The 26848-nt window shown below is 71.5% G+C and carries 23 protein-coding genes; 10 read left to right on the top strand and 13 right to left on the bottom strand.

The window, feature by feature from the left end; genetic code table 11:
• Both ACIQJT_RS11855 and ACIQJT_RS11850 read left to right on the top strand, forming a co-directional pair.
• Entirely contained in the window at window positions 1-741 is a 741-nt protein-coding gene (locus ACIQJT_RS11855; RefSeq protein ID WP_402642363.1) for a class I SAM-dependent methyltransferase, read from the top strand.
• A gap of 107 nt (window positions 742-848) precedes the next feature.
• The gene (locus ACIQJT_RS11850) at window positions 849-2435 is read left to right on the top strand and encodes an alpha/beta hydrolase (RefSeq protein ID WP_365449312.1); all 1587 of its coding nucleotides are present in this window, start codon (window positions 849-851) and stop codon (window positions 2433-2435) included.
• Between the two features lie 10 nt (window positions 2436-2445).
• Here the strand turns inward: ACIQJT_RS11850 and ACIQJT_RS11845 are convergent, their stop codons facing one another.
• Window positions 2446-2874 carry a MarR family winged helix-turn-helix transcriptional regulator gene (locus ACIQJT_RS11845; RefSeq protein WP_402642361.1) on the bottom strand — a complete coding sequence of 143 codons (429 nt, stop codon included), beginning with the start codon at window positions 2872-2874 and terminating at the stop codon, window positions 2446-2448.
• A gap of 69 nt (window positions 2875-2943) precedes the next feature.
• On the opposite strand from ACIQJT_RS11845, the gene ACIQJT_RS11840 reads away from it, so the two are divergent.
• Window positions 2944-3372: a PaaI family thioesterase gene (locus tag ACIQJT_RS11840; RefSeq protein ID WP_402642358.1), complete on the top strand. Its 429-nt coding sequence runs from the start codon at window positions 2944-2946 to the stop codon at window positions 3370-3372.
• 4 nt (window positions 3373-3376) lie between these two features.
• Here ACIQJT_RS11840 and ACIQJT_RS11835 read toward each other — a convergent pair whose 3' ends face one another.
• Both ACIQJT_RS11835 and ACIQJT_RS11830 read right to left on the bottom strand, forming a co-directional pair.
• The gene (locus tag ACIQJT_RS11835) at window positions 3377-4621 is read right to left on the bottom strand and encodes an arginine deiminase (protein WP_402642355.1); all 1245 of its coding nucleotides are present in this window, start codon (window positions 4619-4621) and stop codon (window positions 3377-3379) included.
• A gap of 30 nt (window positions 4622-4651) precedes the next feature.
• A complete protein-coding gene (locus ACIQJT_RS11830) occupies window positions 4652-6064 on the bottom strand; it encodes a basic amino acid/polyamine antiporter (protein WP_402642353.1) in 1413 nt (470 codons plus the stop codon).
• A gap of 89 nt (window positions 6065-6153) precedes the next feature.
• On the opposite strand from ACIQJT_RS11830, the gene ACIQJT_RS11825 reads away from it, so the two are divergent.
• Entirely contained in the window at window positions 6154-7251 is a 1098-nt protein-coding gene (locus ACIQJT_RS11825; RefSeq protein WP_402642350.1) for a chemotaxis protein, read from the top strand.
• A 27-nt stretch (window positions 7252-7278) separates the two neighbouring features.
• Here the strand turns inward: ACIQJT_RS11825 and ACIQJT_RS11820 are convergent, their stop codons facing one another.
• The gene (locus tag ACIQJT_RS11820) at window positions 7279-7692 is read right to left on the bottom strand and encodes an SsgA family sporulation/cell division regulator (protein ID WP_365449300.1); all 414 of its coding nucleotides are present in this window, start codon (window positions 7690-7692) and stop codon (window positions 7279-7281) included.
• 374 nt (window positions 7693-8066) lie between these two features.
• Here ACIQJT_RS11820 and ACIQJT_RS11815 point away from each other — a divergent pair, with 374 nt between their 5' ends.
• Window positions 8067-9497, top strand: coding sequence for a PP2C family protein-serine/threonine phosphatase (locus tag ACIQJT_RS11815; RefSeq protein WP_402642347.1), 1431 nt, complete (start codon window positions 8067-8069; stop codon window positions 9495-9497).
• Window positions 9498-9502: 5 nt separating this feature from the next.
• Here the strand turns inward: ACIQJT_RS11815 and ACIQJT_RS11810 are convergent, their stop codons facing one another.
• Window positions 9503-10996: a hypothetical protein gene (locus ACIQJT_RS11810; RefSeq protein ID WP_365449296.1), complete on the bottom strand. Its 1494-nt coding sequence runs from the start codon at window positions 10994-10996 to the stop codon at window positions 9503-9505.
• Window positions 10997-11239: 243 nt separating this feature from the next.
• Here ACIQJT_RS11810 and ACIQJT_RS11805 point away from each other — a divergent pair, with 243 nt between their 5' ends.
• Window positions 11240-12382 (top strand): aminoglycoside phosphotransferase family protein, encoded by a 1143-nt coding sequence (locus tag ACIQJT_RS11805; RefSeq protein WP_053846854.1) that lies wholly within the window; start codon window positions 11240-11242, stop codon window positions 12380-12382.
• Window positions 12383-12649: 267 nt separating this feature from the next.
• Window positions 12650-14605 carry an N-acetylmuramoyl-L-alanine amidase gene (locus tag ACIQJT_RS11800; protein WP_402642342.1) on the top strand — a complete coding sequence of 652 codons (1956 nt, stop codon included), beginning with the start codon at window positions 12650-12652 and terminating at the stop codon, window positions 14603-14605.
• Window positions 14606-14666: 61 nt separating this feature from the next.
• Here ACIQJT_RS11800 and ACIQJT_RS11795 read toward each other — a convergent pair whose 3' ends face one another.
• The 8 genes from ACIQJT_RS11795 to ACIQJT_RS11760 form a co-directional block, all read right to left on the bottom strand.
• Window positions 14667-15164: a hypothetical protein gene (locus ACIQJT_RS11795; protein ID WP_402642340.1), complete on the bottom strand. Its 498-nt coding sequence runs from the start codon at window positions 15162-15164 to the stop codon at window positions 14667-14669.
• Between the two features lie 293 nt (window positions 15165-15457).
• The gene (locus tag ACIQJT_RS11790; protein WP_402642337.1) at window positions 15458-16066 is read right to left on the bottom strand and encodes a CGNR zinc finger domain-containing protein; all 609 of its coding nucleotides are present in this window, start codon (window positions 16064-16066) and stop codon (window positions 15458-15460) included.
• An 80-nt stretch (window positions 16067-16146) separates the two neighbouring features.
• Window positions 16147-17094, bottom strand: a complete 948-nt coding sequence (locus ACIQJT_RS11785; RefSeq protein WP_402642335.1) for a universal stress protein — start codon at window positions 17092-17094, stop codon at window positions 16147-16149.
• 171 nt (window positions 17095-17265) lie between these two features.
• Window positions 17266-17508 carry a DUF397 domain-containing protein gene (locus ACIQJT_RS11780; RefSeq protein WP_007379863.1) on the bottom strand — a complete coding sequence of 81 codons (243 nt, stop codon included), beginning with the start codon at window positions 17506-17508 and terminating at the stop codon, window positions 17266-17268.
• Between the two features lie 94 nt (window positions 17509-17602).
• A complete protein-coding gene (locus tag ACIQJT_RS11775) occupies window positions 17603-18769 on the bottom strand; it encodes a thiolase domain-containing protein (RefSeq protein WP_365449284.1) in 1167 nt (388 codons plus the stop codon).
• Window positions 18766-19809 (bottom strand): thiolase domain-containing protein, encoded by a 1044-nt coding sequence (locus ACIQJT_RS11770; RefSeq protein WP_402642331.1) that lies wholly within the window; start codon window positions 19807-19809, stop codon window positions 18766-18768. Before ACIQJT_RS11770 ends, ACIQJT_RS11775 begins: the two co-directional genes overlap by 4 nt.
• Window positions 19806-20747 carry an OB-fold domain-containing protein gene (locus ACIQJT_RS11765; protein ID WP_365449280.1) on the bottom strand — a complete coding sequence of 314 codons (942 nt, stop codon included), beginning with the start codon at window positions 20745-20747 and terminating at the stop codon, window positions 19806-19808. The genes ACIQJT_RS11770 and ACIQJT_RS11765 overlap by 4 nt, the downstream gene beginning before the upstream one ends.
• A gap of 113 nt (window positions 20748-20860) precedes the next feature.
• Window positions 20861-21661, bottom strand: a complete 801-nt coding sequence (locus tag ACIQJT_RS11760; RefSeq protein WP_402642327.1) for a crotonase/enoyl-CoA hydratase family protein — start codon at window positions 21659-21661, stop codon at window positions 20861-20863.
• A gap of 176 nt (window positions 21662-21837) precedes the next feature.
• Here ACIQJT_RS11760 and ACIQJT_RS11755 point away from each other — a divergent pair, with 176 nt between their 5' ends.
• From ACIQJT_RS11755 to paaK, 3 genes are all read left to right on the top strand, one after another.
• Window positions 21838-23454 (top strand): acyl-CoA synthetase, encoded by a 1617-nt coding sequence (locus tag ACIQJT_RS11755; protein ID WP_402642324.1) that lies wholly within the window; start codon window positions 21838-21840, stop codon window positions 23452-23454.
• A gap of 343 nt (window positions 23455-23797) precedes the next feature.
• Window positions 23798-25387: a sulfatase gene (locus ACIQJT_RS11750; protein ID WP_402642322.1), complete on the top strand. Its 1590-nt coding sequence runs from the start codon at window positions 23798-23800 to the stop codon at window positions 25385-25387.
• Window positions 25388-25551: 164 nt separating this feature from the next.
• Entirely contained in the window at window positions 25552-26844 is a 1293-nt protein-coding gene (paaK, locus tag ACIQJT_RS11745; RefSeq protein WP_365449272.1) for a phenylacetate--CoA ligase PaaK, read from the top strand.
• Window positions 26845-26848 lie beyond the last annotated feature (4 nt).

Below are 26848 nucleotides of genomic sequence, written 5' to 3'. Positions count from 1 at the left end.
GTGACGACGCACAACGACGACGTGGACTGGGACCGCTGGCCGGTCGCCGACTACCTCGCCGAGAACTACCGGGAGTTGCACCGCGCGGACGCCGAGGTGATCGCCCACCACTCCGCGTTCTACCGGCGTCTGCCCCCCGGCGGGATCGCGCGCTCGGTGGAGTTCGGTGCCGGGCCCAACGTGTACCCGCTGATCCTCGCGTCCGCGGCGAGCCGGCACGTGGACGCCGTCGAGGCCGGCGCGGGCAACGTGGCCTATCTGCACCGGCAGATCGTCTGCGGTCCGGACGCGAGCTGGGTGCCGTTCCACGCCCTGTGCCGGCGTCTCAATCCCGGTCTGCCGCGGACCCTCGCGGGATCGCTGGCGCAGGTGCACGTCGTGCACGCGGACGTCCGGGACCTGGAGCCGGGAGGGTACGGGCTGGCGTCCATGCACTTCGTCGCCGAGGGGGCCACGGAGGACTTCGCCGAGTTCGCCGACTTCTGCCGGGCGTTCGCCCAGTGTGTGGTGCCGGGCGGTTACCTGGTGGCCGCGTTCATGGAGAACATGCCGACCTACCGCATCGGACCGACCTCGCGCTGGCCGGGCTGTCCCGTGTCCCCGGAGTCCGTCACGGAGGTGTTCGCACCCCTCACCCGGGAGCTGTCCGTCACCCGCGTCGACGCCGATCCGACGCTGCCGGACTACGGGGACTCCGGGATGGTGCTGCTCACGGCGGTGACGGCGGACGGGCGGCGGTGAGCGGACACGGACGGTGAGGTCCGTCGGTGATCGCTCGTCCGGAGGCGTACGGCCACAGGGCCGCTTATCGTGATCGAGGGCGCCGATGGGCGTCCTTGGAGGCATGGATGCTCGCCAAGGTGACGAGGCGGCGATGCGCCGTGTCCGGAGCCGTGGGGCTCGCCCTGCTCGGCGCCGGGCTGCCGGCCGTGGCCGCGGACGGCTCCGGACCGGACCTGTCGCGCTTCTACAGCCAGAGGATCAAGTGGTCGAAGTGTGTGGGCATGGAGACACCGAAGGACCTCCAGTGCGGAAAGGTCACGGTGCCCCTCGACTACACGAGGCCCCGCGCGGGCACCCTCGACCTGGCACTCGCCCGCTACCGGTCCACGGCCCGGCACAAGCGCGGTTCGGTACTGATCAACTTCGGCGGCCCTGGCGGTGCGGGCGTCCCCGCGCTCGCGGCCGGCGGCGACGACTTCATGGGCCTGACCGACGAGTACGACGTGGTGTCCTTCGATCCGCGCGGCGTGGGCAGGTCCTCGCCGGTGAGCTGCGGCGCCGGCACCGACGAGGCGCTGGCGGCCACCGACGACGAGACGGCCGTCGCCCAGGACCCGCGATCGGTGCTCGGGAGGCTGCGGGACGCGGCCGCCCAGTGCGCCAAGCACTCCGGGCCCGTGCTCCGGCACATCGGCACGGTGAACGTCTCGCGCGACCTGGACGTCATGCGCCAGGCCCTCGGCGACAAGAAGCTCAACTACCTCGGCTTCTCCTACGGCAGCCGGCTCGGGGCGGTGTACGCCGCCCAGTTCCCGAAGAAGGTGGGCCGGCTGGTGCTGGACGGGGTGGACACCCTGACCGAGCCGCTGTCCGAGCAGGGCGTGGCGGGCGCCGCCGGTCAGCAGACGGCGCTGGAGGACTTCGTCGACTGGTGCGTGAAGGACATCGCCTGTCCGTTCGGCACCGACGCGCGCGGGGCCCGGGAGCAGGTCCTGCGCCTGGTGGCGTCGCTGGACGAGGACCCGGTGCCGACGGACTTCGGCCCCGCCTTCACCGGCCAGGACCTCGTGGGCGCCATCAGCCAGGCCCTCTACAGCGAGGATCTGTGGCCCTCACTGGAGCGGGCGCTCGCCGAGCTGGTGGAGGACGGCGACACGACCGGCGTCATCGCCTTCGCGGGCGGCGGCTCCGGTTTCCTCACCCGCGCGCGCCCGCCCTCCGACGACCCGACGCACACCCCCCTCTCCGACGTGGAGGACGTACCCTTCGACAATCTTCCGGCGGCGCTGATGGCGGTCAACTGCGCGGACGATCCCGACCGCCCCGGCGCCGACCGGATCGCCGGGGAGATGACCCGGCTGCGCGCCGCCTACGAAGAGGCGTCCCCGGTGTTCGGGCGCTACCGGCTCACCGAGTACCTCATGTGCTACGGCCGCCCGAAGGGCACCGACTTCATCCGCGAGAAGGTCCGCGACGTCCCCACCCCGAAGATCCTGCTCGTGGGCACCCGCGGCGACCCGGCGACGCCGTACCGCTGGACCGTGGAGACCGCCGAGCGCCTCGGCGACTCGGCCGTGGTCCTCGACAACAAGGGCGAGGGCCACACCGGCTACGGCTCCTCCAAGTGCGTGCACCGCAAGGTCGACGACTTCCTGCTGTACGGCAGCCTGCCGCCCGACGGCAGCTCGTGCGGGGCCGAGAACGAGGACTGAGAGCGGCCCGCTAGGACTCCCAGTGGGCGAGCCGGTGCATGGCCGTCGCCGCGCCGGTGAAGCCGTCCTCGCCGAGCAGTTCGCGCAGTTCGGCGTTGAAGCGGTCGATCTCCGGCCGGGCGGCCCGCAGGGCGTCGGTCCCGGCATCGGTCAACTCCAGGACGACGGCCCGGTGTTCGCGCGGGTGCGTGTCCTTGGTGACGAGGCCCGCCGCGGTGAGCCGTCCGACCAGCCCGGTCACGGCCGACTCGCGCAGGCCGAGTGTGCGGGCCAGCCGCTGCTGGGTGATCCCCGGCTCGTCGTGCACGGCGAACAGCGCGCCGAGCTGGGCCGTGGTGACGCCCGCAGCGGCCAGGCAGCGCCGGTCCGCGGTGGTGCGCAGGCGGTGGGCGGCCCGCTGGAGCAGGAAGTAGAGACGCTGGTCGTCGGGCTCGGACATGGGCCGATGTTGACAGACCGGAGGGACGGGCGCCACTCTCACTTCACCAGTGAAGTGAGGTGGAGTGGGATGACCCGGACCCTGGATGCGGAGCTCGCCCGGAAGGTGCTGGCGGATCAGCCCTTCAGCAGGCTGGTCGGCGCCCGGCTGACCGCCTTCGAGGAGGGCGCGGCGACACTCGAGTTCGACATCCGCGCCGACCTGCTCCAGCAGCACGGCACCGTGCACGGCGGAGTGCTCGCTTACGCGGCGGACAACGCGCTCACCTTCGCGGCGGGTTCGGCGGCCGGCCCGGCGGTGACCACGGCCGGCTTCTCCATCGACTTCCTGCGGCCGGCCCGCGGTGAGGTGCTGCGGGCCCGCGCCCGGGTCGTCCGGGCCGGCCGCACCCGCGTGGTGTGCCGGTGCGACCTCAGCACCGTGGACGCGGAGGGCGCCGAGACCCTGTGCGCGGTGGCCCAGGGCTCGATCGCCGTCCTCGGACCGCTGCCTGCGTGAGCGGTCAGAACTCCACCGGGTCCCGCACGATCGGGCAGGTCATGCAGTGCCCGCCGCCGCGGCCGCGCCCCAGTTCGGCGCCGACGATGGTGACGACCTCGATCCCGGCCTTGCGCAGCAGGGTGTTGGTCTGGGTGTTGCGGTCGTAGGTGAAGACCACGCCGGGTTCCAGGGCGACGGCGTTGTTCCCGCTGTCCCACTGCTGGCGTTCCGAGGCGTAGACGTCCCCGCCGGTCTCCACGACCCGCAGCTCCGCCAGTCCGAGGGCCTTGGCGACGACGTCGACGAAGGCCGCCGAGCCCTCGTCGACGACCTCGATGCCGGGCGCCTTGTCGGAGGGCCGCAGGGAGAAGGTGTGGACGGCTTCCATGATGGCCGGGTAGAGGGTCACGAGGTCGCGGTCGGCGAAGGTGAAGACGGTGTCCAGGTGCATCGCGGAGCGCAGCCGGGGCATCCCCGCGACGACGACGTGCTCGGCGGCACCGTTCTCGAACAGGGCGGCGGCCACCTGGGTGATCGCCTGCCGGGAGGTGCGTTCGCTCATGCCCATCAGGACGACGCCGTTGCCCACCGGCATGATGTCGCCGCCCTCGAACGTCGCCTGCCCCCAGTCCCGTTCGGGGTCGCCCCACCAGACGGTGGCTCCCGCGTAGTCGGGGTGGAAGGTGTAGACGGCCTTCATCAGCAGCGTCTCGTCGTGCCGGGCCGGCCAGTACAGCGGGTTGAGGGTGAGGCCGCCGTAGAGCCAGCAGGTGGTGTCCCGGGTGTACAGGGTGTTGGGCAGCGGCGGCATCAGGTACTCGCGGACGCCGGTCGACTCGCGGGCCAGCGCGATGTGGGCGGAGCGGTACTCCTCGGGCAGGTCGGTGGTGGCCAGGCCGCCGATCAGGTAGCGGGCGAGCCGGTCGGGTTCGAGGGTCTCCAGGTAGGCGCGGGTGGCGTCGATGAGGCCGATGCCGACCTCGTTGGCGACGATCTTGCGGTCGAGGAGCCAGTCCCTGGCCCCGGGGACCGCCATCGTCTGCGCGAGCAGGTCGTGCAGCTCGACGACGTCCACGTCCCGTTCCCGCAGCTTGTTGACGAAGTCGGCGTGGTCGCGCTGGGCGTTCTCCACCCACATGACGTCGTCGAAGAGCAGGTCGTCGGAGTTGGTGGGGGTGAGTCTGCGGTGGGCGAGTCCGGGCGCGCAGACCAGCACCTTGCGCAGCCTTCCGACCTCGGAGTGGACGCCGTATGCGGTACCGGTCACGAGGTGCACCTTTCCGAGCGTGTACGAGGGTCAGAGGCTGATCCAGCCCAGCGCGAGAGCGACGATCCCGAGGACCGCGCCGGCGATCGAGACGCCGAGGACGACGAGTTCGCGCGCCGAGAACAGCCGTCTGCCCTGCTCCTTGCGGGCCATCACGAACAGCGCGGTGGCGGGGGCGTAGACGATGAAGGAGACGAGGACGAACTTGAAGCCGGCGGCGTAGATGAGGAACGCGGTGTAGAGCGTGGCGAGGACGGCGACCACCAGCTCGCCCCGCACCCCGATCCGCACCGCGAACGCGGCCGCGAGCAGGAAGGGGATCAGGGTCAGCGCGCTGGTGAGGTCCAGGGCGAAGTTGAAGGCGTCGTCGGAGAACAGGGTGACGACGAGGAAGAGCTGGCTCAGCAGGGTGGTCAGGACCAGCGCGGGCACCGGGACGTCGGCCGCCGTCGAGCGCCTCAGGAACCGCGGCATGTCGTCGTCCTTGGCCGCCACGAACAGCACTTCGGCGGCCATGAGCGTCCAGGCGAGGTAGGCGCCGAGCACGGAGACGATCAGGCCGACGCTCACGAAGACCTTGCCCCAGGTGCCGACCGCGTGCTCCAGGACGCCCGCCATGGAGGGCTGGCGCAGCTCGGCGATCTCGCTCATCGGCATGAGGCCGTACGACACGATGGTCACCGAGGCGAAGGTCGCGAAGACACTGAGGAAGCCCAGCACGGTGGCCCTTCCGACGTCCTCGCGGCGGCGGGCGTGCCGGGAGTAGACGCTGGCGCCCTCGACTCCCAGGAAGACGAAGACCGTTGCCAGCATGGTGCCCTTGACCTGCTGGAACAGTGAGCCCGCGTAGTCGGCGCCGCCGAAGTTGTCGGCGAACACGGACGGCCTGAGGTAGAAGAGCGCGAGGATCACGAAGACGAGGATCGGCACCACCTTGGCGATGGTGACGATCCGGTTGATGGCCGCCGCCTCCTTCACTCCCCGGCTGATGAGCGCGAAGAACAGCCACAGGCCGGCCGAGGAGAGCACCACCGCGAGCACGGTGTCGCCCTCGCCGAGCGCGGGCGCCAGGGTCCCGATCGTCGACATGATCAGCACCCAGTACGTCACGTTGCCGACACAGGCGCTCGCCCAGTAGCCGAACGCCGAGAAGAAGCCGAGGTATTCGCCGAAGCCCGCCTTGGCGTAGGCGTACACGCCGGCGTCGAGGTCGGGGCGGCGGACGGCGAGGTTCTGGAAGACGAAGGCCAGCATCAGCATGCCGGTGCCGGCCACGGCCCAGGCGATGAGCGCCCCCGCCACGCCCGTCTCCTGGGCGAACCGTCGGGGCAGCGAGAACACACCGGCGCCGACCATGGAACCGACGACCATGGTGGTCAGCGTCGGGAGACTCAGCTTCGCCGGGGTAACGGGGGCCTGGATCTCGATGTCGTTCTTTGCCATGAGATCATCACGTTAACAATGAAATGACCTGATTGCCCGATCGAGTTGCCCCAAATGCCTGATCGGCGGATCGGTCCTATGGTGCTGTTATGGAGCACGCACTCAGCCCTGCGACCCTCTCCGAACTGCGCCGACCGCGCCCCTATCCGGCGGTGTCCGTGCTGACGCCGACCCACCGCCGCGAACCAGAGAACGCCCAGGACCCGGTCCGGCTGCGCAATGTGGTGGCCGAGGCCAAGAAGCAACTGGAGGCCGACCCCGCGGTCCCCCGGGAGCGGCGCATCGACGTCGTCCGGCAGCTCGACCAGGCCCTCACCGAGATCGATCTGGCGCACGCCGAGGACGGACTGGCGATCTTCGCCGCGCCGGGCGAGCACCAGGTGTGGTCCCTGGCCCGTGCCGTTCCGGAGCGCGTGGTGCTCTCGGACACCTTCCTGACCCGCAACCTCGTCTCCGCGCAGGCCTCCGAACGGCCGTTCTGGGTGCTGTCGGTCTCCGCCGACCGCGCCACCCTGTGGAACGGCGGCGTCGACCGGGTCGTCGAGCACCGGGCCGGGGGCTTCCCGCTGACCAGGACCCGGGTGAACTTCGACGCCGAGCGCCTGGAGCGGATCGGCGACATGCCGAGCACCTTCCGGGACGAGGACACCCGACACTTCTTCCGGGACGTCGACGCCGCCCTGGCGAAACTCCTGCGCGAGGAACCGCGGCAGTTGTACGTCACCGGCGAGACCGGGGCGTTGTCCGCCCTCGACGACGTCGGCAGCGTCACGAAGGAGGCGGTGCACGTCCCGCACGGCGGGCTCACGCACGGCACCCCGGACGCGGTGTGGCAGGCGATCGCTCCGGTGGTCGCCGCGGAGGCGCGCAGGAGCACCGACGCGGTCACCCGCGAGCTCGAATCGGCGCGCGGGCGGCGGGCGTTCGCGGCCGGCGTCGACGAGATCTGGCAGAGCGCCCGGGAGGGCCGGGTACGCCTGCTGGCCGTCGAGGAGAACTACCGGGTGACGGTCCGCGACGAGGGCGGCGACCATCTGGTCCCGGCCGAGAGCGGTGACCTCGACGCCCGCGAGGACATCGTGGACGAGATCGTCGAACAGTGCCTGGAGACGGGCGCCGACGTCCGCTTCGTCCCGGACGGCACGCTGGGCGGCGCCGACGGGATCGCGGGCGTGCTGCGCTACTGAGCGGGACGACGGTGACCGGGCCGCCGCTCACACGCTGCCGAAGAGGGCGCTGAGCCCCCGCTCGACGGCCTCGCCGAGGTCCTCCTGCCCGGCACCGACGACCGCGTAGCTCCGCAGCAGGAAGTCGCGCAGGGTGGGCGTGGGGAACTGGAGGAGGGCGAGGCCGTACGGCGAGTGGAACTCCACGACCGTGACGTCCCGGCCGCACGGCCAGATGTGCACGTCCCCGCCGCCGGCCGGTCCGCGCAGCCCCTCCTCGAGCAGGGCGCGGGCGAAGGTCCATGTCACCGCCTGCCCGTCCAGGCAGACCTCGGCCGGGAAGTCGACGCACACCGCCAGCGGGTCGGCGGAGCCGTAGCGCAGGGTCGCGGGGACGGGCAGCTCCCGGTTCTCCGCGGTGATCAGACGGGCGGGGGCGGGCTGCTCGAAGGTCGTGTCCATGTTCTTAGGAGCTCGCAGGGGCCCTTTGCATTACGTCTGAACGGGGGCGAATTATGTGACCTGCATCACACTGATGGCCGCACGATCCGCCCGTGCCACACTCCTTAGAACACAGGGTCGTCGAACGCACGAATGAAGAGCCCCTCGGCCACCCCTTCGGCCCCTCAAGTCACGTACGCCCCCTACGACTTGAGGACCGGAAAGGGGTGGACAACCCGCCCGGTACGAGCACTCCGTGAAGACTGTGGCATATGCCAGAAGCACCACCGGATCGTGTGTTGCCAAATCCCTTACAGCGCGTCGCGGCCTGTGCAACAGTCGTAACGGTCCCTCCGTCCCGCCTTGGTCGAACCGTCCCCGCATCGGAGTGCGTCATGCCGTCCCACCTCTCCGCGGACCGCCCCGCCGCCCAGCCGCCCGGACGCGGCTCGGTCGACGCGCTCATATCGCAGACCCGACGGCTCAAGGGTGAGGTGGACGCCGTACGACGGGACGCGCCCATCGACGACACAGACCCCCAGGAGCGCTGGCAGCGCGCGCTCTACGACCTCGCGCTGCACCAACTCAGCGATCTGGACGAGCACTTGGCGCAACTGCGGGACGGCCCGCCGCCCGTGCCGTCGGCATCCGGCGCGGAGACCGCCGCGCGAACCGCGCCGCCCGCTCCCCGGCGCGGCTCGCTGCTCAGCCGGGTCGGCAGCGCGGAGTGGAACCTGCTGACGGACGAGGCCAGTTGGTCCGGGGAGCTGTACGAGATCCTGGGCCGCGACCGCAGCGCTCCCCCGCTCACCCTCGACGAGCTCCCTTCCCTGGTGCTCGACGAGGACCGGCCGCAGCTGACGGTCATGGTCACGGCCTGTCTGGTCGACGCCAAGCGCATAGACGGCGAGTTCCGGGTCGTGCGGCCGGACGGCGAGGTGCGCACCGTCCACATGATGGGCGAGCCGGTGCTCGCCGCCGACGGCAGCACCGCCTCGATGTGGGCCGTGCTGCGGGACGTCAGCGAGCTGCGCCGCAGTGAACGGGCGGTGAGCGAGACCCGTGACTCGTTACAACGCCACCGGCAGCGCGCGCAGAGCGAACACCGGCTCGCGGTCGAGTTGCAGGAGGCCGTGCTGCCGCCGTGGCGCGGCTCCCTGCGGCTCCCGCACCGCGGCACCGAGACCCTGGACCTGGCCGCCCACCACCTGCCCTCGTCGGCGCACACCCTGATCGGCGGCGACTGGTACGACGCACTCGAACTGGCCGACGGCGAGACCCTTCTCAGCGTCGGCGACCTCACCGGCCACGGAGTCTCCGTGGCCTCCGGCATGGCGACCCTCCTCGGCGCCGTGCGCGGCATGGCGATGGCGGGCACCCAGCCCGGCCAACTGATGTCCCTGCTGAACCAGTTGCTCGACGCCACCGTGCAGCCGGCCCTCGGCAGCGCGGTCTGCTGCCGCTACCGACCCGAGTCCCGCACCCTGGTCTGGGCGCAGGCCGGGCACCCCGCCCCGCTGCTGTTCCGGGGCGGGACGGGGCGCAGGCTGGACTCCCCCGAAGGCGTGCTCCTCGGCGCGACCTCCGGAGCCGTCTACACGCAGGCCGAGGAGACCCTCGAACCGGGTGACCTCCTCCTGCTGCACACGGACGGACTGGTGCCGGGACACGGCGACACGGCTGCCGTGGACCGCCTCCTGGCCCTCGCCCCCCGGTTCGGCGGGGCGCACACCGCACAGGACTGCGTACGGACGGTCGTGGAGGAGTTCGGCGCCACCGAGCGCGAGGACGACGCCTGTGTGCTCATCGCCAGGGTGACTTCATAACAACCTCACGCACGTGCGCTGTTGCCACCCCTTCCCTTCGGCTTCGGCAGCGCCTGCCTGATCTCCTCGCGCAGTTCGTTGATCTTCGGGTAGCTGGAGTACTCGGCGGTGAGCCGGTACATCTGACGCAGCCGGTCCCAGGTGCGGTGGGAGGAGTTGGAGCCCATCGACACCAGCGCCAACCGCGCGTAGCGGTCCGCTTGTTCGGGGTCGTCGGCGATGAAGCAGGCCGAGGCCATCGACAGGAAGTCGAAGATCTTCGACCGCTGGCGTCCGTCGACCCGCAGGGCGAGGGCCTTCTCCGCGTAGTGCTGGGCGTGCGCGGCCGCACCCGGCTCGTGCTCCGCCAGCGTGCGGTAGGCCAGGGCCTGCATGCCGTACAGGTCCTCCTCCTTGAAGGTCTGCATCCAGCTCGGCGGCGGCACGTCGCTCTTGTCGGAGACGAAGAGGTCCTCCGCCTGTCCGAGGGTGCGGCGCATCGCCTGCCCCTTGCCCATGGACGCCTGTGCCCAGGCCTCGATGGTGTAGAGCATCGCCTTGGTGCGGGGCAGCACCTCCTCCCCGGAGCCGGACTGGGCGAGCTTCATCAGGTCGAGCGCGTCGTCGGGCCGGCCCAGGTGCACCATCTGGCGGGCGGCACGGGAGAGCGCCTCGCCGGCGCGGGGCCGGTCACCGCCCTCGCGCGCGGCATGGGCGGCGATCACGAAGTACTTCTGGGCGGTGGGTTCGAGGCCGACGTCGTGGGACATCCAGCCCGCGAGGACGGCCAGGTTGGCGGCGACGCCCCACAGGCGCCGCTGGAGGTGGTCGGGGTGCCGGTAGGCGAGCATGCCGCCCACCTCGTTGAGCTGGCCCACGACGGCCTTGCGCTGCAGCCCGCCGCCGCGGGCCGCGTCCCAGGCCCGGAACACCTCGACCGAGCGCTCCAGTTCCTCGATCTCCTGCGACCCGATGGGGGCGGCCTCGTAACGGTCGAACCCAGCGGGGTCGGCGTGCAGGGGGTCGTCGAAATGGGGGGCATCGGCGGTGAGGGCCGGATCGGTGTGCAGCCAGTCGTGCATGGCACTGGTGAGTGCGGATCCCGCGGCGAGCGCGGCACCCGCGCCCACCAAGCCGCGTCGGTTGAGCATGAGGTCCATTCCCGTGAATTCGGTGAGGACCGCGGCGGTCCGGTCGGGCGCCCACGGCATGCCGTCGGGATGTTCCGCGCTCCCGTCGCCCTGCCGTTTCCCCGTACGCCCGTGCCGGACCAGACCGAGGTCCTCGATGGTCACGACACGGCCGAGACGCTCGGTGAACAGAGCCGCCAGCACCCGCGGCACCGGATCGCGCGGGATCTCTCCCATGTCGATCCACCGCCGCACCCGCGAGGTGTCGGTCGAGAGCTGCGGATGGCCCATGGCCGCCGCCTGCCGGTTGACCAGCCTCGCGAGTTCACCCTTGGACCAGCCGGCCAGGCCGAACAGGTCCGAGAGTCGGGTGTTGGGTTGTCCGCTCACGTCAAGCCCCCAGGTTCTCGGCTGAGTTGACAGTAGCCCCGTGTCAGTTGCTCCGGGACTATTCGCCAGGGTTCGCCAGGGTGCGCCAGATGGTGTGCCACGCGGCATATGCGCTGAGGTAGGAACGCGCCACCCCGACCCGGACCGCACAGGGACATTCCCCAGGGTGCACCCGGTGGTCCGGGCCGGGCAGCGCGCTGCTTCTCCAGGCACAGCAGGCACACGAAGGGATCTGTCTCGCCCATGTACGCAGCATCGTCCTCCGTGTCCGCCCCGCCCCGGTCGCCGCACCTCCGCCCGGCGGGCGGTGGCGGCCCCTACCTCGACCCCGCGCGGCCGACGGCCCCCGTACCGGGTACGGGCAGGGCACGACGCGTCCCCGGGCTCGGTACCCAACCGCTCAGCGGGAGACTCGACTTGTCCGGCCCCCAGGGCGCCCAGCTCCGTACGGCGATCGCGTCGGTGCACCGGATCTGCCCGGAGTTCGCCCCGGTGCAGGTGCTGCGCCGCAGCGGGCGCTCCGTGCTGCTGGTCGGCACGACGGGGCGCAGCACGGCTGTCGCCAAGTGTTTACTCGACCACTCCCCCGTATGGGCCGACCGGATCCGGCACGAAATAGCCGCGTACCGCTCGTTCGTCCGGCACCGCCCTCCGGTGCGCGTGCCGCGGCTGATCGCGGCGGACCCGGACAACTGCACCCTGGTCATCGAGCGGATGCCCGGCCGCGTGGCGGCCCTGCACCGGCATCCGGCGGAGGCTCCGCCGCGCGCGGACATCCGGGCGGCACTCGGCGCGGTGTGCCGGCTCAACGCCTGGCGTCCGCCCGCGGGCACCTTCGACGCCCCGCTCGACTACGCGTCCCGCATCTCCCGCTACCACGAGCTGGGGCTGCTGACCGACCGGGACATGGGCGACCTCCAGAAGCTGCTGCACGGCATCGCGCACTCCGCGGGCCGGCAGGGCATGGGCCAGTTCTGCCACGGCGACGCACTGCTCTCGAACATCCTGCTCTCACCGGCCGGTCCAGTGCTGGTGGACTGGGAGCACGCGGGCTGGTACCTGCCGGGGTACGACCTGGCGACGCTGTGGTCGGTCCTCGGCGACGCCCCCGTGGCACGCCGTCAGATCAGCCAGATCGCCCAGTCCGCGGGCCCGGCGTCACGGGACGCGTTCCTGGTGAACCTGATGCTGGTCCTGACGCGTGAGATCCGTACCTATGAGACGGCCGTGCAGCGTTCGATGCACGACTCGACCCCGGCGGCACCGGGAGCGGCCCACCCCGGTGCTGCGCCGTCCGGCGAGGAACAGCGGCTGCTGCTGAGGCGACTGCACGACGACTGCCAGCTGGCCCGTCGGGCCGTACGCGCGGCGGTCGGCACTCGCTGACGGGGACGGTGGTCCGCGGTGCGCCCGGTGGAGCGGCGCACCGCGGACCGTCGTATGTCCGCAGCCCTTCGGCAACCGGTCAATGGTGTACGCCACTGACGCCCCGCAGGCCCGCGGGGCGTCCGCCACGAAACTCCCGTGAACCCGGATTGACGTGGGAAATCCCCTGCGCCTGGGCATGATTGACGGATCGTCGACAAGCCGGTAGCACTGACGCACGCCCGGCCCCGCTCGGCTCATCGCGCTCGATCGTCCCTGGAGGCTGCATTGCGAGGATCCGCCACCGACTCCAACAGAGCCACCCGGAGGGTGCTCGGCACGCTGGCCGGTACCGCCCTGCTGCTGCCCCTGCTGGGCGCGGCCCCGTCGTCGGCCGGGGACTCCTCGGCCGGTCTCCAGCGGGCCTTCGCCGCGGCGGCCGCCGAGTACCACGTGCCGCAGAGCGTCCTGCTGGGGGTCTCGTATCTCCAGTCCCGCTGGGACACGCACGCCGGTGCGCCCAGCGTGACCGGCGGCTACGGTCCGATGCACCTGACCGACGCCCGTACCGCGCTCGCCTCGGCGCCGCACCACAGCGAGGGCACGGAGGACGCGCGCGGCGACAGCGCCCGCGCGGCCCTGCTGCCCGACACGAAGGTCCCCGAGCCGGCCGGTCTCCCCGGCCGCCTGGAAACCCTGCCGAGGGCCGCCGAGCTGACCGGCCTGAGCGCACAGGACCTGCGCACCGACCCCGCGGCCAACGTCGCGGGCGGTGCCGCGCTGCTGGCCGCCGCGCAGAAGGACCTCGGCGAGCCGTTGAGCCAGGACCCCGCGGACTGGTACGGCGCGGTGGCCCGCTTCTCCGGCGCGGACGACAGCGCGACCGCGGCGGCGTACGCGAACGACGTCTTCGACGTGCTGCGCACCGGCGAGGAACGCACCACGGACGCCGGCCAGCACATCGCCCTGGCGGCCCGCCCGGAGCTCGCCCCGGACACCGCGCAGCTGGCCCGGACAGGTCTCAGGAAGCTGAGCGCGGCGAACACCGAGTGCCCGAAGAGCGTGTCCTGCGAGTGGATCCCGGCGCCGTACGAGCAGTTCGGGGACAACGACTACGGCAACCACGACCTGGGCGACCGTCCGGCGTCGCAGAGCATCAAGTACATCGTCATCCATGACACGGAGGGCGCCTGGGACGGTGTCCTCAACCTGGTGCAGGACCCGACCTACGTGTCCTGGAACTACACCCTGCGCTCGACCGACGGTCACATCGCCCAGCACGTGAAGGCGAAGGACGTGGCCTGGCACGCGGGCAACTGGTACGTCAACGCCAAGTCGATCGGCCTGGAGCACGAGGGCTTCCTGGCGAACCCGGACGCCTGGTACACGGAGGCGATGTACCGGTCCTCGGCGCGGCTGGTGAAGTACCTCTCCGCGAAGTACGGCATCCCGCTGGACCGGCAGCACATCCTCGGCCACGACAACGTGCCGGGCCCGACCACCTCGACCGTGGCCGGCATGCACACCGACCCCGGCCCGTACTGGGACTGGCGGCACTACTTCGAGCTGCTGGGCCACCCGTTCCGGGCGACCGCGCCCAGGCAGGGCGGCCTGGTGACGATCCGGCCCGACTACGCCACCAACCGGCCGCTGTACACCGGCTGCGTCACCAAGGGCGAGCCCTGCGCGGCCCACGGTTCGAGCGAGGTACGGCTCTACTCGGCCCCCGACGAGAACTCGCCCCTCATCACCGACGTCGGTCTGGGCGGCAAGGCCCCGACCGTCGACGTCAACGACCTGTCGTCGCGGGTCTCGACCGGCCAGCAGTACGCGGTCGCCGGGCGGGACGGCGACTGGACGGCGATCTGGTACCTGGGCCAGAAGGCCTGGTTCAGGAACCCCGCGAGCGACCCGACCGCGGTGAACGCCGCGGGCCTCGTGGTGACCCCGAAGGAGGGCCTCGACAGCGTCCCGGTGTACGGCCGCGCCTACCCCGAGGCCTCCGCCTATCCGACGGGAGTTCCCGCGCAGGCGGTGTCGCCGCTGCCGTACAAGGTCCTCAAGGGCCAGTCGTACGTGGTCGGTGACAAGGTGCCCGGTGAGTACTACTACGCGGTGACCTTCACGACGGACTCGCACAAGGTCGTCGTCGGCGAGGACCGGTACTACGAGATCCAGTACGGCCACCGGGTGGCGTTCGTGCGGGCGGCGGACGTCGACGTGAAGCCGTCCGTCCGGCGGTAGCGCTCCGGCTCCGCGGCGGGACGTGCTGTCCCGCCGCGGACAGCGTGCTGTCGGTGGAGGTTCAGCCCTGCTGGAACAGCTCCGCGGGCAGCGGCTTGAGGAGGGCGTAGAGGTCGTCCGTGATCGGGCGGTCCCAGGCGGCGATGGTCACCAGGACGTTGTCGCTGCGGTCGAACTGGACGCAGGAGATCCGGCTCTCGGACAGCTTGAGACGGCGCACGATGAGGAGGTTGTCGCCCTGCATCACCGGCACGTCCTCGGTGTCGGTGACGGTGACCTCCTCGTCGTTCTCCAGCGCGATCAGGAGCTGGGCCACCTCGAAGGGGATCTCGCACTCGCCGACCTCGCGGGCCGGGGAGCCCTCGGGGAGGTTGCCGATGATCATCGCGGGGCCGCGGCCGCCGAAGAGGTCGTAGCGCAGGAAGACGCCCTGGCAGGTGCCGTCGGGGGCGGGCAGGAGACCCGCGCCGAGGTTGCCGGGCCAGTCGCCCGGGTCCATGGCCAGCACGTCGAAGTCTGGACCGGCGGGGGTTGCGCTGCGGCGGCGGAGGAACGACATGCGCCCATGGTAATGGCGCCCAGGGGGTCGTGCGGGCGCAGGTGCACGGGGGTCGGCCGCCCGGTTTCGCGCACCGCTACGAGGGATCACTCACGGTTCGCAGGCCGGTGCTGTCCGTCCCCGGCTTGCGGCAGACGGCCGACAACAGCCGCGTCGCCGTCTGTTCCGCACGGGCGGTCTCGTTCAGGGCGTTAACGCCGCACTGGACGGCGGTGCCGGGGCCCCGGTGGAGGTGTTCGGCCGCCTCCCGGGCTCGGCCCGCGCGCCGGAGTTGCCGCCGGCCGCCTCCGACGTCACGGCCGCTGCACTTGGCTCCGGTGGCGTTCATGATGGCGTGCCACCCGGGCGCGGTTTCCGCAGGAGGGCTTGCACCACTCCTGCCGCGGATGTTCCTTCAGGAAGTAGCGCACGCAGCGCGGGGCGTGACAGGCGCGCAGCCGTCGCCGGTCGGCGCCGGAGAGGAACGCGATCGCGGCGTGCGCGAGCACGGCCGCGAGGTCGGTCGCCGGCGCCGCGGGCCGCCGGTGCACGGCGGGTTCGGCGTCGTCGGTCCAGCGCAGCACGGGGACGGTGGGGGTGCGGGCGGCGGCCGTGTTGAGGCGGGCGAGGGCCTCGGGCACCGGCAGGAGGCGTGCCGCGTCGGCGGGGCTGGGGGCGCCGGGGCGCACGGCGCGGGCGAACAGGGCGCGGACGGCGGCCCGCAGGTCACGCACCGCGGCGAGGGCGCTGTCGTCGAGGACGAGGTCCGGGGCGTCCGGCAACGCCTCGGCGTGTTCCCCGACCCACGTGGTGAGTCCGGCGAGGTCGCTCAGGTCGTCGGCGACTCCGCCGTGACCGTCGTGCCGGATGGTGAGGGCCAGGTCCAGGGCGAGCCGGGTGTCGCTGTCGATCGTGTCCCGCATGCGGCTGATGCTAGATGCCGACGCACGCGTTGACACGCCGCCGCCGCACCGCCTGCTCCGCCGAGGGGTCCGGTCGTCGCTCAGTCCTCCGGAAGGTCCTGCGGCTCCACCGCCCCGGGCGGCACCACCGCCACCGGGCTCGCCGCGTGCAGCAGGACGGCCTGGGTGACGGACCCCATCATGCGGGCCGGCGCCAGCAGGCGGCGCCGGTGCCGGCCGACGACGACCAGGTCGGCGCCCTGGGAGGCCGCGACCAGATGCCCGGCCGCGTCGCCGGGGAGCACGTGCGGCTCGGCCACGACTCCGCGGTGCCGGGCGCTGTGCGGGGCGAGGAAGCCCTCGGCGAGAGCCCGGGTCTCGTTCTCCACGGCGTCCTGGTCGACCTTCGGCGGGATCACCTCGCCCGGGGTCGCCCAGCCCTGCAGGGGCCACTGGTAGGCGGCGATCACCCGGAGGCGGGCGCCGCGCAGGCCGGCCTCGGTGTACGCGAAGTCGAGGGCGGCGTCGTCGGGGCTGTCCACGTGCAGGCCGACGACCACACGCGGGCCCGGCCCGGCGGGCGCCGCTCCGTCGGCCTGGCGTCCGGGGCGGGGCACGACGACCACGGGGCACTCGGCGTCACGGGCGGCGGCCATGCCGTTGGACCCGAGCAGCAGACTGGCGAAGCCGCCGCGGCCCCGGGAGCCGAGCACCAGGAGCTGGGCGCCGGAGCCCAGTTCGGGCAGCACGGCACCGGGCGCGCCCTCGACTCCGAGGTACTCCGTCCGCGGTGGGCCGGGACGGTCGGGGCCGTCGGTGCGGTCGGGGCGCTCCTCCAAATAGGTGCGCACCCGGTCGAGGACGGGATCGTCGTCCGCGTCGGGCGCACCGGCGACGAGGACGTCGGGCTGGGCCCAGACGGCGTACTGCCGGACATGCACCACCCGCAGCGGTGCTCCGCGTCGACGGGCCGCGTCGAGTGCCCAGTCCAGGGCGCGCAGGCTGTCGTCCGAACCGTCCACCGCGGCGATCACCGGCAGGGTGCTCATGTGTTCCTCGCTTCCGGAAGTCGACCCTTCCCCTCCTCGGGTCAGCCTGGCTCAGGCGTCGGCCCCGGGAAGGTGCTCAAGGTCGCGTGTCCGGAAAATCGGAAGGAACACCGCCGGATCGGCCCGTCGGTTCCCGCCCCCATGTGCTCACCCGCGGGTGAGGTCTCGCTCTCAGGTGAGGTCGAACTCTCCCTCCCGCGCCCCTGACACGAACGCGCCCCACTCCGCCGGGGTGAAGATCAGGGAAGGGCTCTCCGGGCGGCCGCTGTTGCGCATCGCGATGAACCCCTCGACGAAGGCGATCTGGACATCCCCCAGACCGCGGCTGCTCGAGTGCCAGTCGGCGTTGCTCAGGTCCAGCTCCGGCTTCTCCCAGCCCATGAGCGGCTGCTGCTGGATGGTGGTCTCGGCCACGTCCTGCTCCTCCCGATCGCTTCGTCCGCGGCCAGCCTAGCGATCGACTCCGACCGCCGACAGGCCACGTGAGGGGGACCTTTCAGGAGGCGTTTCAGGCATCCGGGGGCTCGGACCCCACGAGCCACATGGAGAAGAACTGGGATCCGCCGCCGTAGGCGTGTCCCAGCACCCGGCGGGCGCCCTCCACCTGGTGTTCCCCGGCCTGTCCGCGTGCCTGGAGGGCGGCCTCGGCGAACCGGATCATGCCGGAGGCGCCGATCGGATTGGTGGACAGGACACCGCCCGACATGTTGACGGGCAGGTCCCCGTCCAGCTCGGTGACCCCGGCCTCGGTGAGCTTCCAGCCCTCGCCCTCCTCGGCGAAGCCGAGGTTCTCCAGCCACATGGGCTCGTACCAGGAGAACGGCACGTACATCTCGACGGCGTCGATGTCCCGGCGCGGGTCGGCGATCCCGGCCTGCCGGTACACGTCGGCCGCGCAGTCCTTGCCGGCCTGGGGGGACACGGCGTCCTTGCCCGCGAACAGCGTGGGCTCGCTGCGCATGGCACCCCCCAGCATCCAGGCGGGCGGCCGGGGCGCGCGGGCGGCTCCGGTCCGGTCGGTGAGCACCATGGCGCAGGCGCCGTCGGAGGAGGGGCAGGTCTCCGAGTAGCGGATCGGGTCCCAGAGCATGGGCGAGGCCTGGACCTTCTCCAGGGTGATGTCGTGCTCGTGCAGGTGCGCGTACGGGTTCTTGAGCGCGTTGCGGCGGTCCTTGTACGCCACCAGGGAGCCGACCGTGTCGGGCGCGCCGGTGCGCCGCATGTACGCGCGCACGTGCGGCGCGAAGAAGCCGCCCGCCCCGGCCAGCAGGGGCTGCTGGAAGGGGATCGGCAGGGACAGGCCCCACATGGCGTTGGACTCGGACTGCTTCTCGAAGGCGAGGGTCAGGACGGTGGCGTGCACCCGGGCGGCCACCAGGTTCGCGGCGACCAGGGCCGTCGACCCGCCGACGCTGCCCGCCGTGTGCACTCGCAGCATCGGCTTGCCCACGGCGCCGAGCGCGTCGGCCAGGTACAGCTCCGGCATCATGACGCCCTCGAAGAAGTCGGGCGCCTTGCCGATCACCACGGCGTCGATGTCGGCCCAGGTCAGCTCGGCGTCTGCCAGGGCCCTCGAAGCGGCCTCCCGGACGAGCCCGGCGATCGACACGTCCCGGCGGGCCGCGACGTGCTTGGTCTGGCCGATGCCTACGACGGCCACGGGCTCCTTGCTCATCGGGGATCCCCTTCGAGTACGGCGACCAGGTTCTGCTGGAGACAGGGCCCGGAGGTGGCGTGGGCGAGGGCACGGTCGGACTCGCCCCGGTGGACACGGGCGGCTGCCTCGCCGATGCGGGCGAGACCGGCGGCCATCATCGGGTTGGCGGCGAGGGCGCCGCCGGACGGGTTGACCCGCGTGGAGTCGTCGAGCCGCAGCGCCTTGCGCAGGACGACCTCCTGCGAGGTGAACGGAGCGTGCAACTCGGCGGTGTCCACGGGTCGTTCGAAGACGCCGGCCTTCTCGGCCGCGAGGCGCGTGGAGGGTGAGTCCGTCAGGTCGCGGACCCCGAGCGAGTGGGCCTCGATGCGGTGGTCGATGCCGCGGATCCAGGCGGGGCGCCCGCACAGCTGCCTGGCCCGCTCCCCCGCCGCGAGGACCACGGCGGCCGCCCCGTCGCCGACGGGCGGGCAGTCGCCGGTGCGCAGCGGCCGTACGACGTAGTCCCCGTGCGGGACAGGGCCCTTGAGCTGGGCGCGCGGGTTGTCGGTGGCACGGCTGCGGGCGCCGATCGCCGCCAGCTCGTGCTCGTCGGTGTGGCCCGCGTCGATGAGGGCCTGGGCCTGGAGGGCGGCGAGGGCCACGGAGTCGGGCCACAGCGGGGCGAGGTAGTACGGGTCGAGCTGCCGGGTGAGCACGTCCCGGAGGGAACCGGGTGAGGACTTGCCGTAGGAGTACACCAGCGCGGTGTCGGCGTCCCCGGACAGCAGTTTGGTCCACGCCTCGTACAGCGCCCACGCCCCGTCCGTCTCGACGTGCGACTCGGAGATGGGCGGCCAGGCGCCCACGCCGTCGAGGGCGAGGGTGAAGGAGAAGGCGCGCCCGGCCAGGTAGTCGCAGGAGCCCGAGCAGGTGAAACCGATGTCGGCGGTCTTCAGGCCGGTCTGCGCGAGGACGTCGTGCAGGACCGGCATGAGCATCTCCACCTCGGACAGTTCGTCGGTGGAGCGCAGGGTGTCGGACTGGGCGAACGCGACGACCGCGATGTCACGGGTCACAGCAGCTCCTTGTAGGTGTCGTACTCCGCGTCGGGTTCGCCGGTCGGCCGGTAGTGGTCCGGGTAGCGGCCGCCCTCGGTCCACACCGGTTCGACCCGCAGGCCCATGCGGACCTGGTCGTAGGGGATGCCGCCGATCCGGCCGTGCAGCGCGAGGTCGGCGCCGTCGAGGGCGATGTGGGCGTAGACGTACGGCACTTCGATGTCGAGGTTCTTCGCCTTGATGTTGACGATGCAGAAGGTGGTGACCGTGCCGCCCGGGCCCACTTCCACCTGTTCCGACGTGGCGAGACCGCAGGTGGGGCAGGCGCCCCTCGGCGGGACGTACACCTTGCGGCAGGACGGGCAGCGCTCGCCGACGGCCCGGTGCTCGGCGAGGGCGTTGATGTAGGCGGTCTGGGCGCGGCCGGGCGAGTAGGTGTAGTCGAGGCGGGCCTCGGCGACGATGCCGCGGACGGGGTCCTCGAACTCGCCCGGGTGGGCGGGGACTTCGGAGTCGTCGCCGTCGTACGGCTCGAAGCAGGCGATGTCGGTGATGGCGCCGGTGCGTTCCCCGGCCCAGCGGACCCGGACGCGCATCCCGGTGCGGACGGCGTCGGGTCCGGGGGCGTCGAGGGCGTGCAGCAGGGCGGTGTCGGCGCCGTCCAGGCGCACCAGCACCCAGGCGAAGGGCGTGTCCAGGGGCTGGCCGCGCCGGGGCTCGTGGTTCCAGGCCCAGGTGGTGACGGTGCCCGTGAGACCGACGGCGACCAGCTCGCGGATCTCCTCGGCGGTGACGGGGTCGTACTCGACGGGCGGAACCAGCGTGCGCCCGTCACGGGTCCGCACCCCGAGGACCACCCGTTCCCGCAGGCCGGTCAGGAAGGCGCTCTGCACGGGCCCGAGGGAACGGGTGAAGGGGAATTCGACGACGAGCGGCGCCTTGAGTACGTCAGCCATGGGCGCGTGACTCCTTCAGAGGTCGGTGCGGGGGCGCCCCTTCGGGGGCCCGGGATACTGCGCGACCAGCCACGACGAACCCGCGGCCATGGACTGGTCCGCGCCACGCGGCACTACGCTCGCCTGTAACGGGGCGGCCGTTTCTCCGCGAAGGCACGCGCCCCCTCCTTCGCATCGGCGGTGTCGAAGATCGGCCAGCCCCGTTTCAACTCGGCGGCCAGCCCGTCGGTCTCGGTCATCTCGGCCGTCTCGTACACCGATGCCTTGACCGCCTCGACGGCCAACGGACCGCAGGCGTTGATCAGTTCGGCTATCTCCAGGGCCTTGGCGAGCGCCGTGCCGTCCGGGACCACGTGCCCGACGAGACCGATGTCGGCGGCCTCGCGCGCGGTGTACGGGCGCCCGGTGAGCAGCATCTCCAGGGCGTGGGTGCGCGGGATCTGGCGTTGCAGCCGGACCGTCGAGCCGCCGATCGGGAACAGACCGCGCCTGACCTCGAAGAGGCCGAAGGTCGCGGATTCGCCGGCGACCCGGATGTCGGTGCCCTGGAGCATCTCGGTGCCGCCGGCGACGCAGTGGCCCTCGACGGCCGCGATGACCGGTTTGCGGGGGCGGTGGTGGCGCAGCATCGCCTTCCAGTGCAGGTCGGGGTCGGCGGTCAGCCGCTCCCGGTACTGCTCGCCGCCGGTGTCCTTGCCCGCGAGCGCCTTGAGGTCCATGCCGGCACAGAACGAGCCGCCCGCGCCGGTGAACACGACCGAGCGGATCGAGTCGTCCGCGTCCGCCTCCACCCAGCCGTCGTACAGGCCGACCAGCATCGGCAACGAGAGCGCGTTCTTCGCCTCGGGCCTGTTGAGCGTGAGCACCAGTGTGGCGCCCTCGCGCTGGATGTCGAGGTGTTCCGTCCCACCCATGGACCTCTCCCCTCTGCCAGAACGAGAACAGGTTGCAGGAGGCGCCGATGCACTTCAAGGGTTTTCTGACAGACAGTCAGATTTATTCGCGCGAGCCCTTCCCAGTCGGGCCGCCCTTTGCTCTGATGACCCGCGAACCCTCGCAGAGCCGGGCCGGGACCAGTTCAGGAGGAACGGTGGAGTACAACCTTGCCGACCTGTTCGAGTCGGTCGTCGACGTGGTGCCGGACCGTGAGGCGCTCGCGTACATCGACGTTCCCGGTACGGGCGCGGAGCGCCGGCTGACGTACGCGGAACTGGACGCCGCGGCCGGCCGTATCGGCCACCATCTGCTCGACAGCGGGGTACGGGCCGGTGAGCACGTCGGACTGCACCTCTACAACGGAGTGGAGTACGTGCAGACGCTGCTCGGGTGCATGAAGGCGCGGATCGTGCCCGTCAACGTCAACTACCGTTACGTGGAAGAGGAGTTGGTCTACCTCTACCGGGACGCGGATCTGGTGGGTCTGGTCTTCGACGCCGAGTTCTCGCAGCGGGTGGCGGCCGCGCTGCCGCACACGGAACGACTGCGGCATCTGATCCGGGTCGGGGCGGCACAGCCGGGCGGACCGGCGGCGGTGGACTTCGCGGACGCCGAGGCGTCCGGATCGCCCCAACGCGGGTTCCCGAAGCGTTCGGCCGACGACCAGTTCATCATCTACACCGGCGGCACCACCGGGATGCCCAAGGGCGTGATGTGGCGCCAGGAGGACCTGTTCTTCTCCGGTCTGGGCGGGGGCGCTCCCACGGGCGAGCCGGTGCGGCGGCCCGAGGAGCTGGCCGAACGGGTCGCGGCGGGCGGGGCCGGGATCACCTTCTTCCCCACTCCCCCGCTGATGCACGGCACCTCGACCCTGACCGCCCTCATCGGGTTCAACTTCGGCCAACGGGTCGTACTGCACCGCAGGTTCGTCCCCGAGGAGGTGCTGCGGACCGTCGAGCGGGAGAGGGTCAGCGCCATGTCCCTGGTGGGCGACGCGATGCTGCGGCCGCTCATCGACGCCCTGGAGGGGCCGATGAAGGGCACCGACATGTCGTCGCTGTTCAGCGTGTCCTCGTCGGGCGCGATCATGTCGGACACCGTGAGCCGGCAGTTCCGGGCGCTCGTGCCGAACGCCGTGCTGCTCGACAACTTCGGCTCCTCCGAGTCCGGCTTTAACGGGACGGCGACGGACGACTCCGGCCCCGAGCGGGGTTTCCGGGTGCGGGTCAACTCCCGCACCCAGGTGGTCGATCCGGCCACGCACGAGCCGGTGGCCGTGGGTGAGGTGGGCCGGGTGGGGCAGTGCGGCCATGTGCCGCTCGGCTACTACAACGACCCGGGGAAAACCGCCGACACCTTCTTCGAGAAGGACGGGGAGCGGTGGGTGCTGCTCGGCGACATGGCCACCGTCGACGAGGAGGGCGTGGTCACGGTCCTCGGGCGGGGTTCGCAGTGCATCAACACGGGCGGCGAGAAGGTGTACCCGGAGGAGGTCGAGAAGGCGCTCAAGGCACACCCGGACGTGTACGACGCGCTCGTGGCCGGGGTGCCGGACGCCAAGTGGGGCCACCACGTGGCGGCCGTCGTGCAGTTGCGCCAGGGGGCGGGGCGGATGTCGCTGGACGATCTCCAGACGCACTGCCGGACGCGGCTCGCGGGGTACAAGGTGCCGCGCCAGCTCGTGATCACGGACTCCATCCGCCGGTCGCCGAGCGGCAAGGCGGACTACCGGTGGGCGCAGAAGGTGGCGGCGGGCGCGACCGGGGGCTGACGGCCGGAACCCGGCCCCGTGCGATTGAACCGAACGCGACGTGCGACCGTACTGGTGGTGGCAGGCCCGGTCACCGGGCGCTGTTCGTCATGCCGTCGCGTCAGAACCCGACGGCACCGGCACGACCGCACGTCACAGCACGACCGCACGGAAGGACCACCGGGTGTCGCTCTTCACTCGCTCAAGCCAACCGCAGGACATCACCGAGGGCGAGAGTGATGCGGACGGTGCGGGTGCGACGGGGGACGAGAGGACACAGGAGGCCGGGGAGCACGGCAACCCGGCGCGCCCCGGCTGGTTCGGCTGGCGCCTCCGCTGTCCCCGTGCGGCGCGCGGGGTGTCCGTGGGGACGAACGTGCTGGCGGGTCTGCTGGTGCTGCTGGTGCTGCTCTTCCCCAACCGGCTAGACCACATGAACCTGCGGTCGTTCCTGCGTCTGCCCGTCGAGGCGATCGTCATCGCGGCCGTCCTCCTCGTGCTGCCGCCGAGGGCGCGCCGGATCGCGGCGGTTCTCTTCGGGCTGTTCCTCGGCCTGTTCACCGTCCTGAAGTTCCTCGACATGGGCTTCTACCAGACCCTCGCCAGGCCGTTCGACCTGGTCTTCGACTGGATCATGCTGGGCAACGCGACGGACTGGCTCAGGGAGTCGTTCGGCCGCACCGGCGAGGTGCTCGCGGTGACCGGGGTGATCGTCCTGTTCCTCGCCCTGCTCGCGCTGAGCACATGGGCGGTGGTGCGGCTGGCTGACGTGATGTCCCGGCACCGCCCCAGGGCCGTCGGCACCACCCTCGTGCTCGGCACGGTGTGGGTCACCTGCTTCACGGTGGGCGTGCAGTTCGGCGGGGTCTCGTTCGCCACCAAGGGCAACTCCGAGTTCCTCGCCAACCGTGTCCAGCACGTGCGCAACGGGCTGGGCGACGCCAAGGTCTTCGAGAAGCAGTCCGCCGTCGACGCCTTCGCCGCCACCCCGCCCGACCAGCTCCTGACCGGACTGCGCGGCAAGGACGTCCTGTTCACGTTCATCGAGAGCTACGGCCGGGTGGCGATCGACGACCCGGCGATGGCACCGGAGATGGACGCGACCCTCAAGAAGGGCGACGCGACGCTCAAGGCGGCCGGTTTCGCCTCGCGCAGCGGCTGGCTGCGGTCCCCGGTGACGGGCGCCGGGAGCTGGATGGCCCACTCGACGTTCCTGTCCGGGCTGTGGGTCAAGAACCAGCAGCGCTACCTGAACCTCACCTCCAGCGACCGCGCGACGCTGACCAGCTACTTCCAGAAGACGGGTGACTGGCGCACGGTCGGCATCGTGCCCGGTGTGCGCAAGTCCTGGCCCGAGGGCAAGTACTTCGGCCTCGACCACATCTACGACTCCACGCACCTCGGCTACAAGGGCCCCTACTTCAGCTGGACGCCGGTGCCGGACCAGTTCAGCCTGGAGGCCTTCCAGAAGCTGGAGCACGGCAAGAAGAACCGCGACCCGATCATGGCCGAGATCATCCTGGCCTCCAGCCACAACCCGTGGTCGCCGATCGCCCACACGATCGACTGGGACGACCTCGGAGACGGTTCGGTGTTCGAGCAGATCAAGAAGGAGGGCACCGACCCGACGGAGGTCTGGAAGAGCCAGGAGCGGGTGCGCACCGAGTACCGCAAGGCCGTCCAGTACTCCGTGGACAGCCTGACCCAGTGGATGCAGCGCTACGGCGACGAGAGGACGGTCCTGGTCTTCCTCGGCGACCACCAGCCCGTCCCGACCGTCACCAAGGGCTCCACCAGCAGGGACGTACCGGTCACGATCGTCGCCAAGGACCCGAAGGTGCTGGACCGGGTCGACGGCTGGAACTGGACGGACGGCCTCAAGCCCGCCGACGACGCGCCGGAGTGGGGCATGGACAAGTTCCGCGACCGCTTCATGACGGCGTTCGCCAAGTGAGGTCCGGCGGCACGTCCGGTCCGCCCTGACGGTGTCCGCGGTCCGGCGGCACTGTTGCACCGCGCCGGACCCTTGCCTCGGGCCGCCTCGCCTGGATTACTGATCCCCAGCACATCGACCGAATGATCGGTCGCCCGTAATGATGTGGTTGGAGGGACGTTCCGATGGCGGATGCGGAGCTGCTGGACTCGGGGGAACGGCTGGACGCCGGGGCGCTGCGGGCGTTGCAGCTCGAGCGGTTGCGGGCGTCGCTGCGGCACGCGTACGAACACGTGCCGTTCTACCGGGAGTCCTTCGACAAGGCGGGTGTCCGGCCGGACGACTGCCGGTCTCTGGGCGACCTGGCGAGGTTCCCGTTCACCACCAAGGCCGACCTGCGCGAGAACTATCCGTACGGGATGTTCGCCGTGCCCCGGGACCATGTGCGCCGCATCCATGCCTCCAGCGGCACCACCGGGCGCCCCACGGTCGTGGGCTACACCGAGAACGACCTCTCCCTGTGGGCCGACATGGTGGCCCGTTCCCTGCGGGCGGCGGGCGCCCGGCCCGGGGACGTCGTCCATGTGGCGTACGGATACGGGCTGTTCACGGGCGGGCTCGGCGCGCACTACGGCGCCGAGCGGCTCGGCTGCACGGTCGTCCCGGCGTCCGGCGGCATGACGGCACGCCAGGTCCAGCTCATCCAGGACCTGGAACCCGGGGTCATCATGGTGACCCCGTCGTACATGCTGACGCTGCTCGACGAGTTCGAACGGCAGGGTGTCGACCCGCGGAGCACCTCCCTGCGGGTGGGTGTCTTCGGTGCCGAGCCCTGGACCGAGGAGATGCGCCGGGAGATCGAGGAGCGGTTCGCGATCGACGCCGTGGACATCTACGGGCTGTCGGAGGTGATCGGCCCGGGCGTCGCGCAGGAGTGCGTGGAGACCAAGGACGGGCTCCATGTGTGGGAGGACCACTTCTACCCCGAGATCGTCGACCCGGTCACCGGGGAGGTCCTGCCCGACGGTGAGCGGGGTGAGCTGGTGTTCACCTCGCTCACCAAGGAGGCGATGCCCGTGATCCGGTACCGGACGCGGGACCTGACCCGGCTGCTGCCGGGGACGGCCCGGGTGTTCCGGCGGATGGAGAAGGTCACCGGACGCAGCGACGACATGGTGATCCTGCGCGGGGTGAACCTCTTCCCCACGCAGGTCGAGGAGATCGTCCTGCGCACCCCGGGCGTCGCGCCCCACTTCCAGCTGCGGCTCACCCGCGAGGGCCGCCTCGACGCCCTGACCGTGCGGGCGGAGGCCCGGCCGGACGCCACACCCGAGACCAGGGACGCGGCCGCCCGCTCCATCGCGGCGGCAGTGAAGGACGGCATCGGGGTGTCGGTCGGCGTCGAGATCGTCGAACCGGAGTCCCTGGAGCGGTCCGTGGGCAAGATCCGCCGGATCGTCGACCTGCGTTCCCGCTAGCCCG

Source organism: Streptomyces sp. NPDC091972, from assembly GCF_044756385.1.
In the GTDB taxonomy this organism is placed as follows: Bacteria; Actinomycetota; Actinomycetes; order Streptomycetales; family Streptomycetaceae; genus Streptomyces.
Note: the sequence above shows the minus strand (reverse complement) of the source record. Positions and strands in the feature narration are given on the sequence as shown.

Excerpts from the sequence above, each read along its gene's own strand:
- ACIQJT_RS11845 (WP_402642361.1), bottom strand. The coding sequence starts at position 2,874 with ATGTCCGAGCCCGACGACCAGCGTCTCTACTTCCTGCTCCAGCGGGCC.
- ACIQJT_RS11775 (WP_365449284.1), bottom strand. The coding sequence starts at position 18,769 with ATGAGCAAGGAGCCCGTGGCCGTCGTAGGCATCGGCCAGACCAAGCAC.
- ACIQJT_RS11760 (WP_402642327.1), bottom strand. The coding sequence starts at position 21,661 with ATGGGTGGGACGGAACACCTCGACATCCAGCGCGAGGGCGCCACACTG.
- ACIQJT_RS11795 (WP_402642340.1), bottom strand. The coding sequence starts at position 15,164 with ATGTCGTTCCTCCGCCGCCGCAGCGCAACCCCCGCCGGTCCAGACTTC.
- ACIQJT_RS11830 (WP_402642353.1), bottom strand. The coding sequence starts at position 6,064 with ATGGCAAAGAACGACATCGAGATCCAGGCCCCCGTTACCCCGGCGAAG.
- ACIQJT_RS11825 (WP_402642350.1), top strand. The coding sequence starts at position 6,154 with ATGGAGCACGCACTCAGCCCTGCGACCCTCTCCGAACTGCGCCGACCG.
- ACIQJT_RS11765 (WP_365449280.1), bottom strand. The coding sequence starts at position 20,747 with ATGGCTGACGTACTCAAGGCGCCGCTCGTCGTCGAATTCCCCTTCACC.
- ACIQJT_RS11820 (WP_365449300.1), bottom strand. The coding sequence starts at position 7,692 with ATGGACACGACCTTCGAGCAGCCCGCCCCCGCCCGTCTGATCACCGCG.
- ACIQJT_RS11850 (WP_365449312.1), top strand. The coding sequence starts at position 849 with ATGCTCGCCAAGGTGACGAGGCGGCGATGCGCCGTGTCCGGAGCCGTG.
- ACIQJT_RS11790 (WP_402642337.1), bottom strand. The coding sequence starts at position 16,066 with ATGCGGGACACGATCGACAGCGACACCCGGCTCGCCCTGGACCTGGCC.
- paaK (WP_365449272.1), top strand. The coding sequence starts at position 25,552 with ATGGCGGATGCGGAGCTGCTGGACTCGGGGGAACGGCTGGACGCCGGG.
- ACIQJT_RS11840 (WP_402642358.1), top strand. The coding sequence starts at position 2,944 with ATGACCCGGACCCTGGATGCGGAGCTCGCCCGGAAGGTGCTGGCGGAT.
- ACIQJT_RS11805 (WP_053846854.1), top strand. The coding sequence starts at position 11,240 with ATGTACGCAGCATCGTCCTCCGTGTCCGCCCCGCCCCGGTCGCCGCAC.
- ACIQJT_RS11815 (WP_402642347.1), top strand. The coding sequence starts at position 8,067 with ATGCCGTCCCACCTCTCCGCGGACCGCCCCGCCGCCCAGCCGCCCGGA.
- ACIQJT_RS11785 (WP_402642335.1), bottom strand. The coding sequence starts at position 17,094 with ATGAGCACCCTGCCGGTGATCGCCGCGGTGGACGGTTCGGACGACAGC.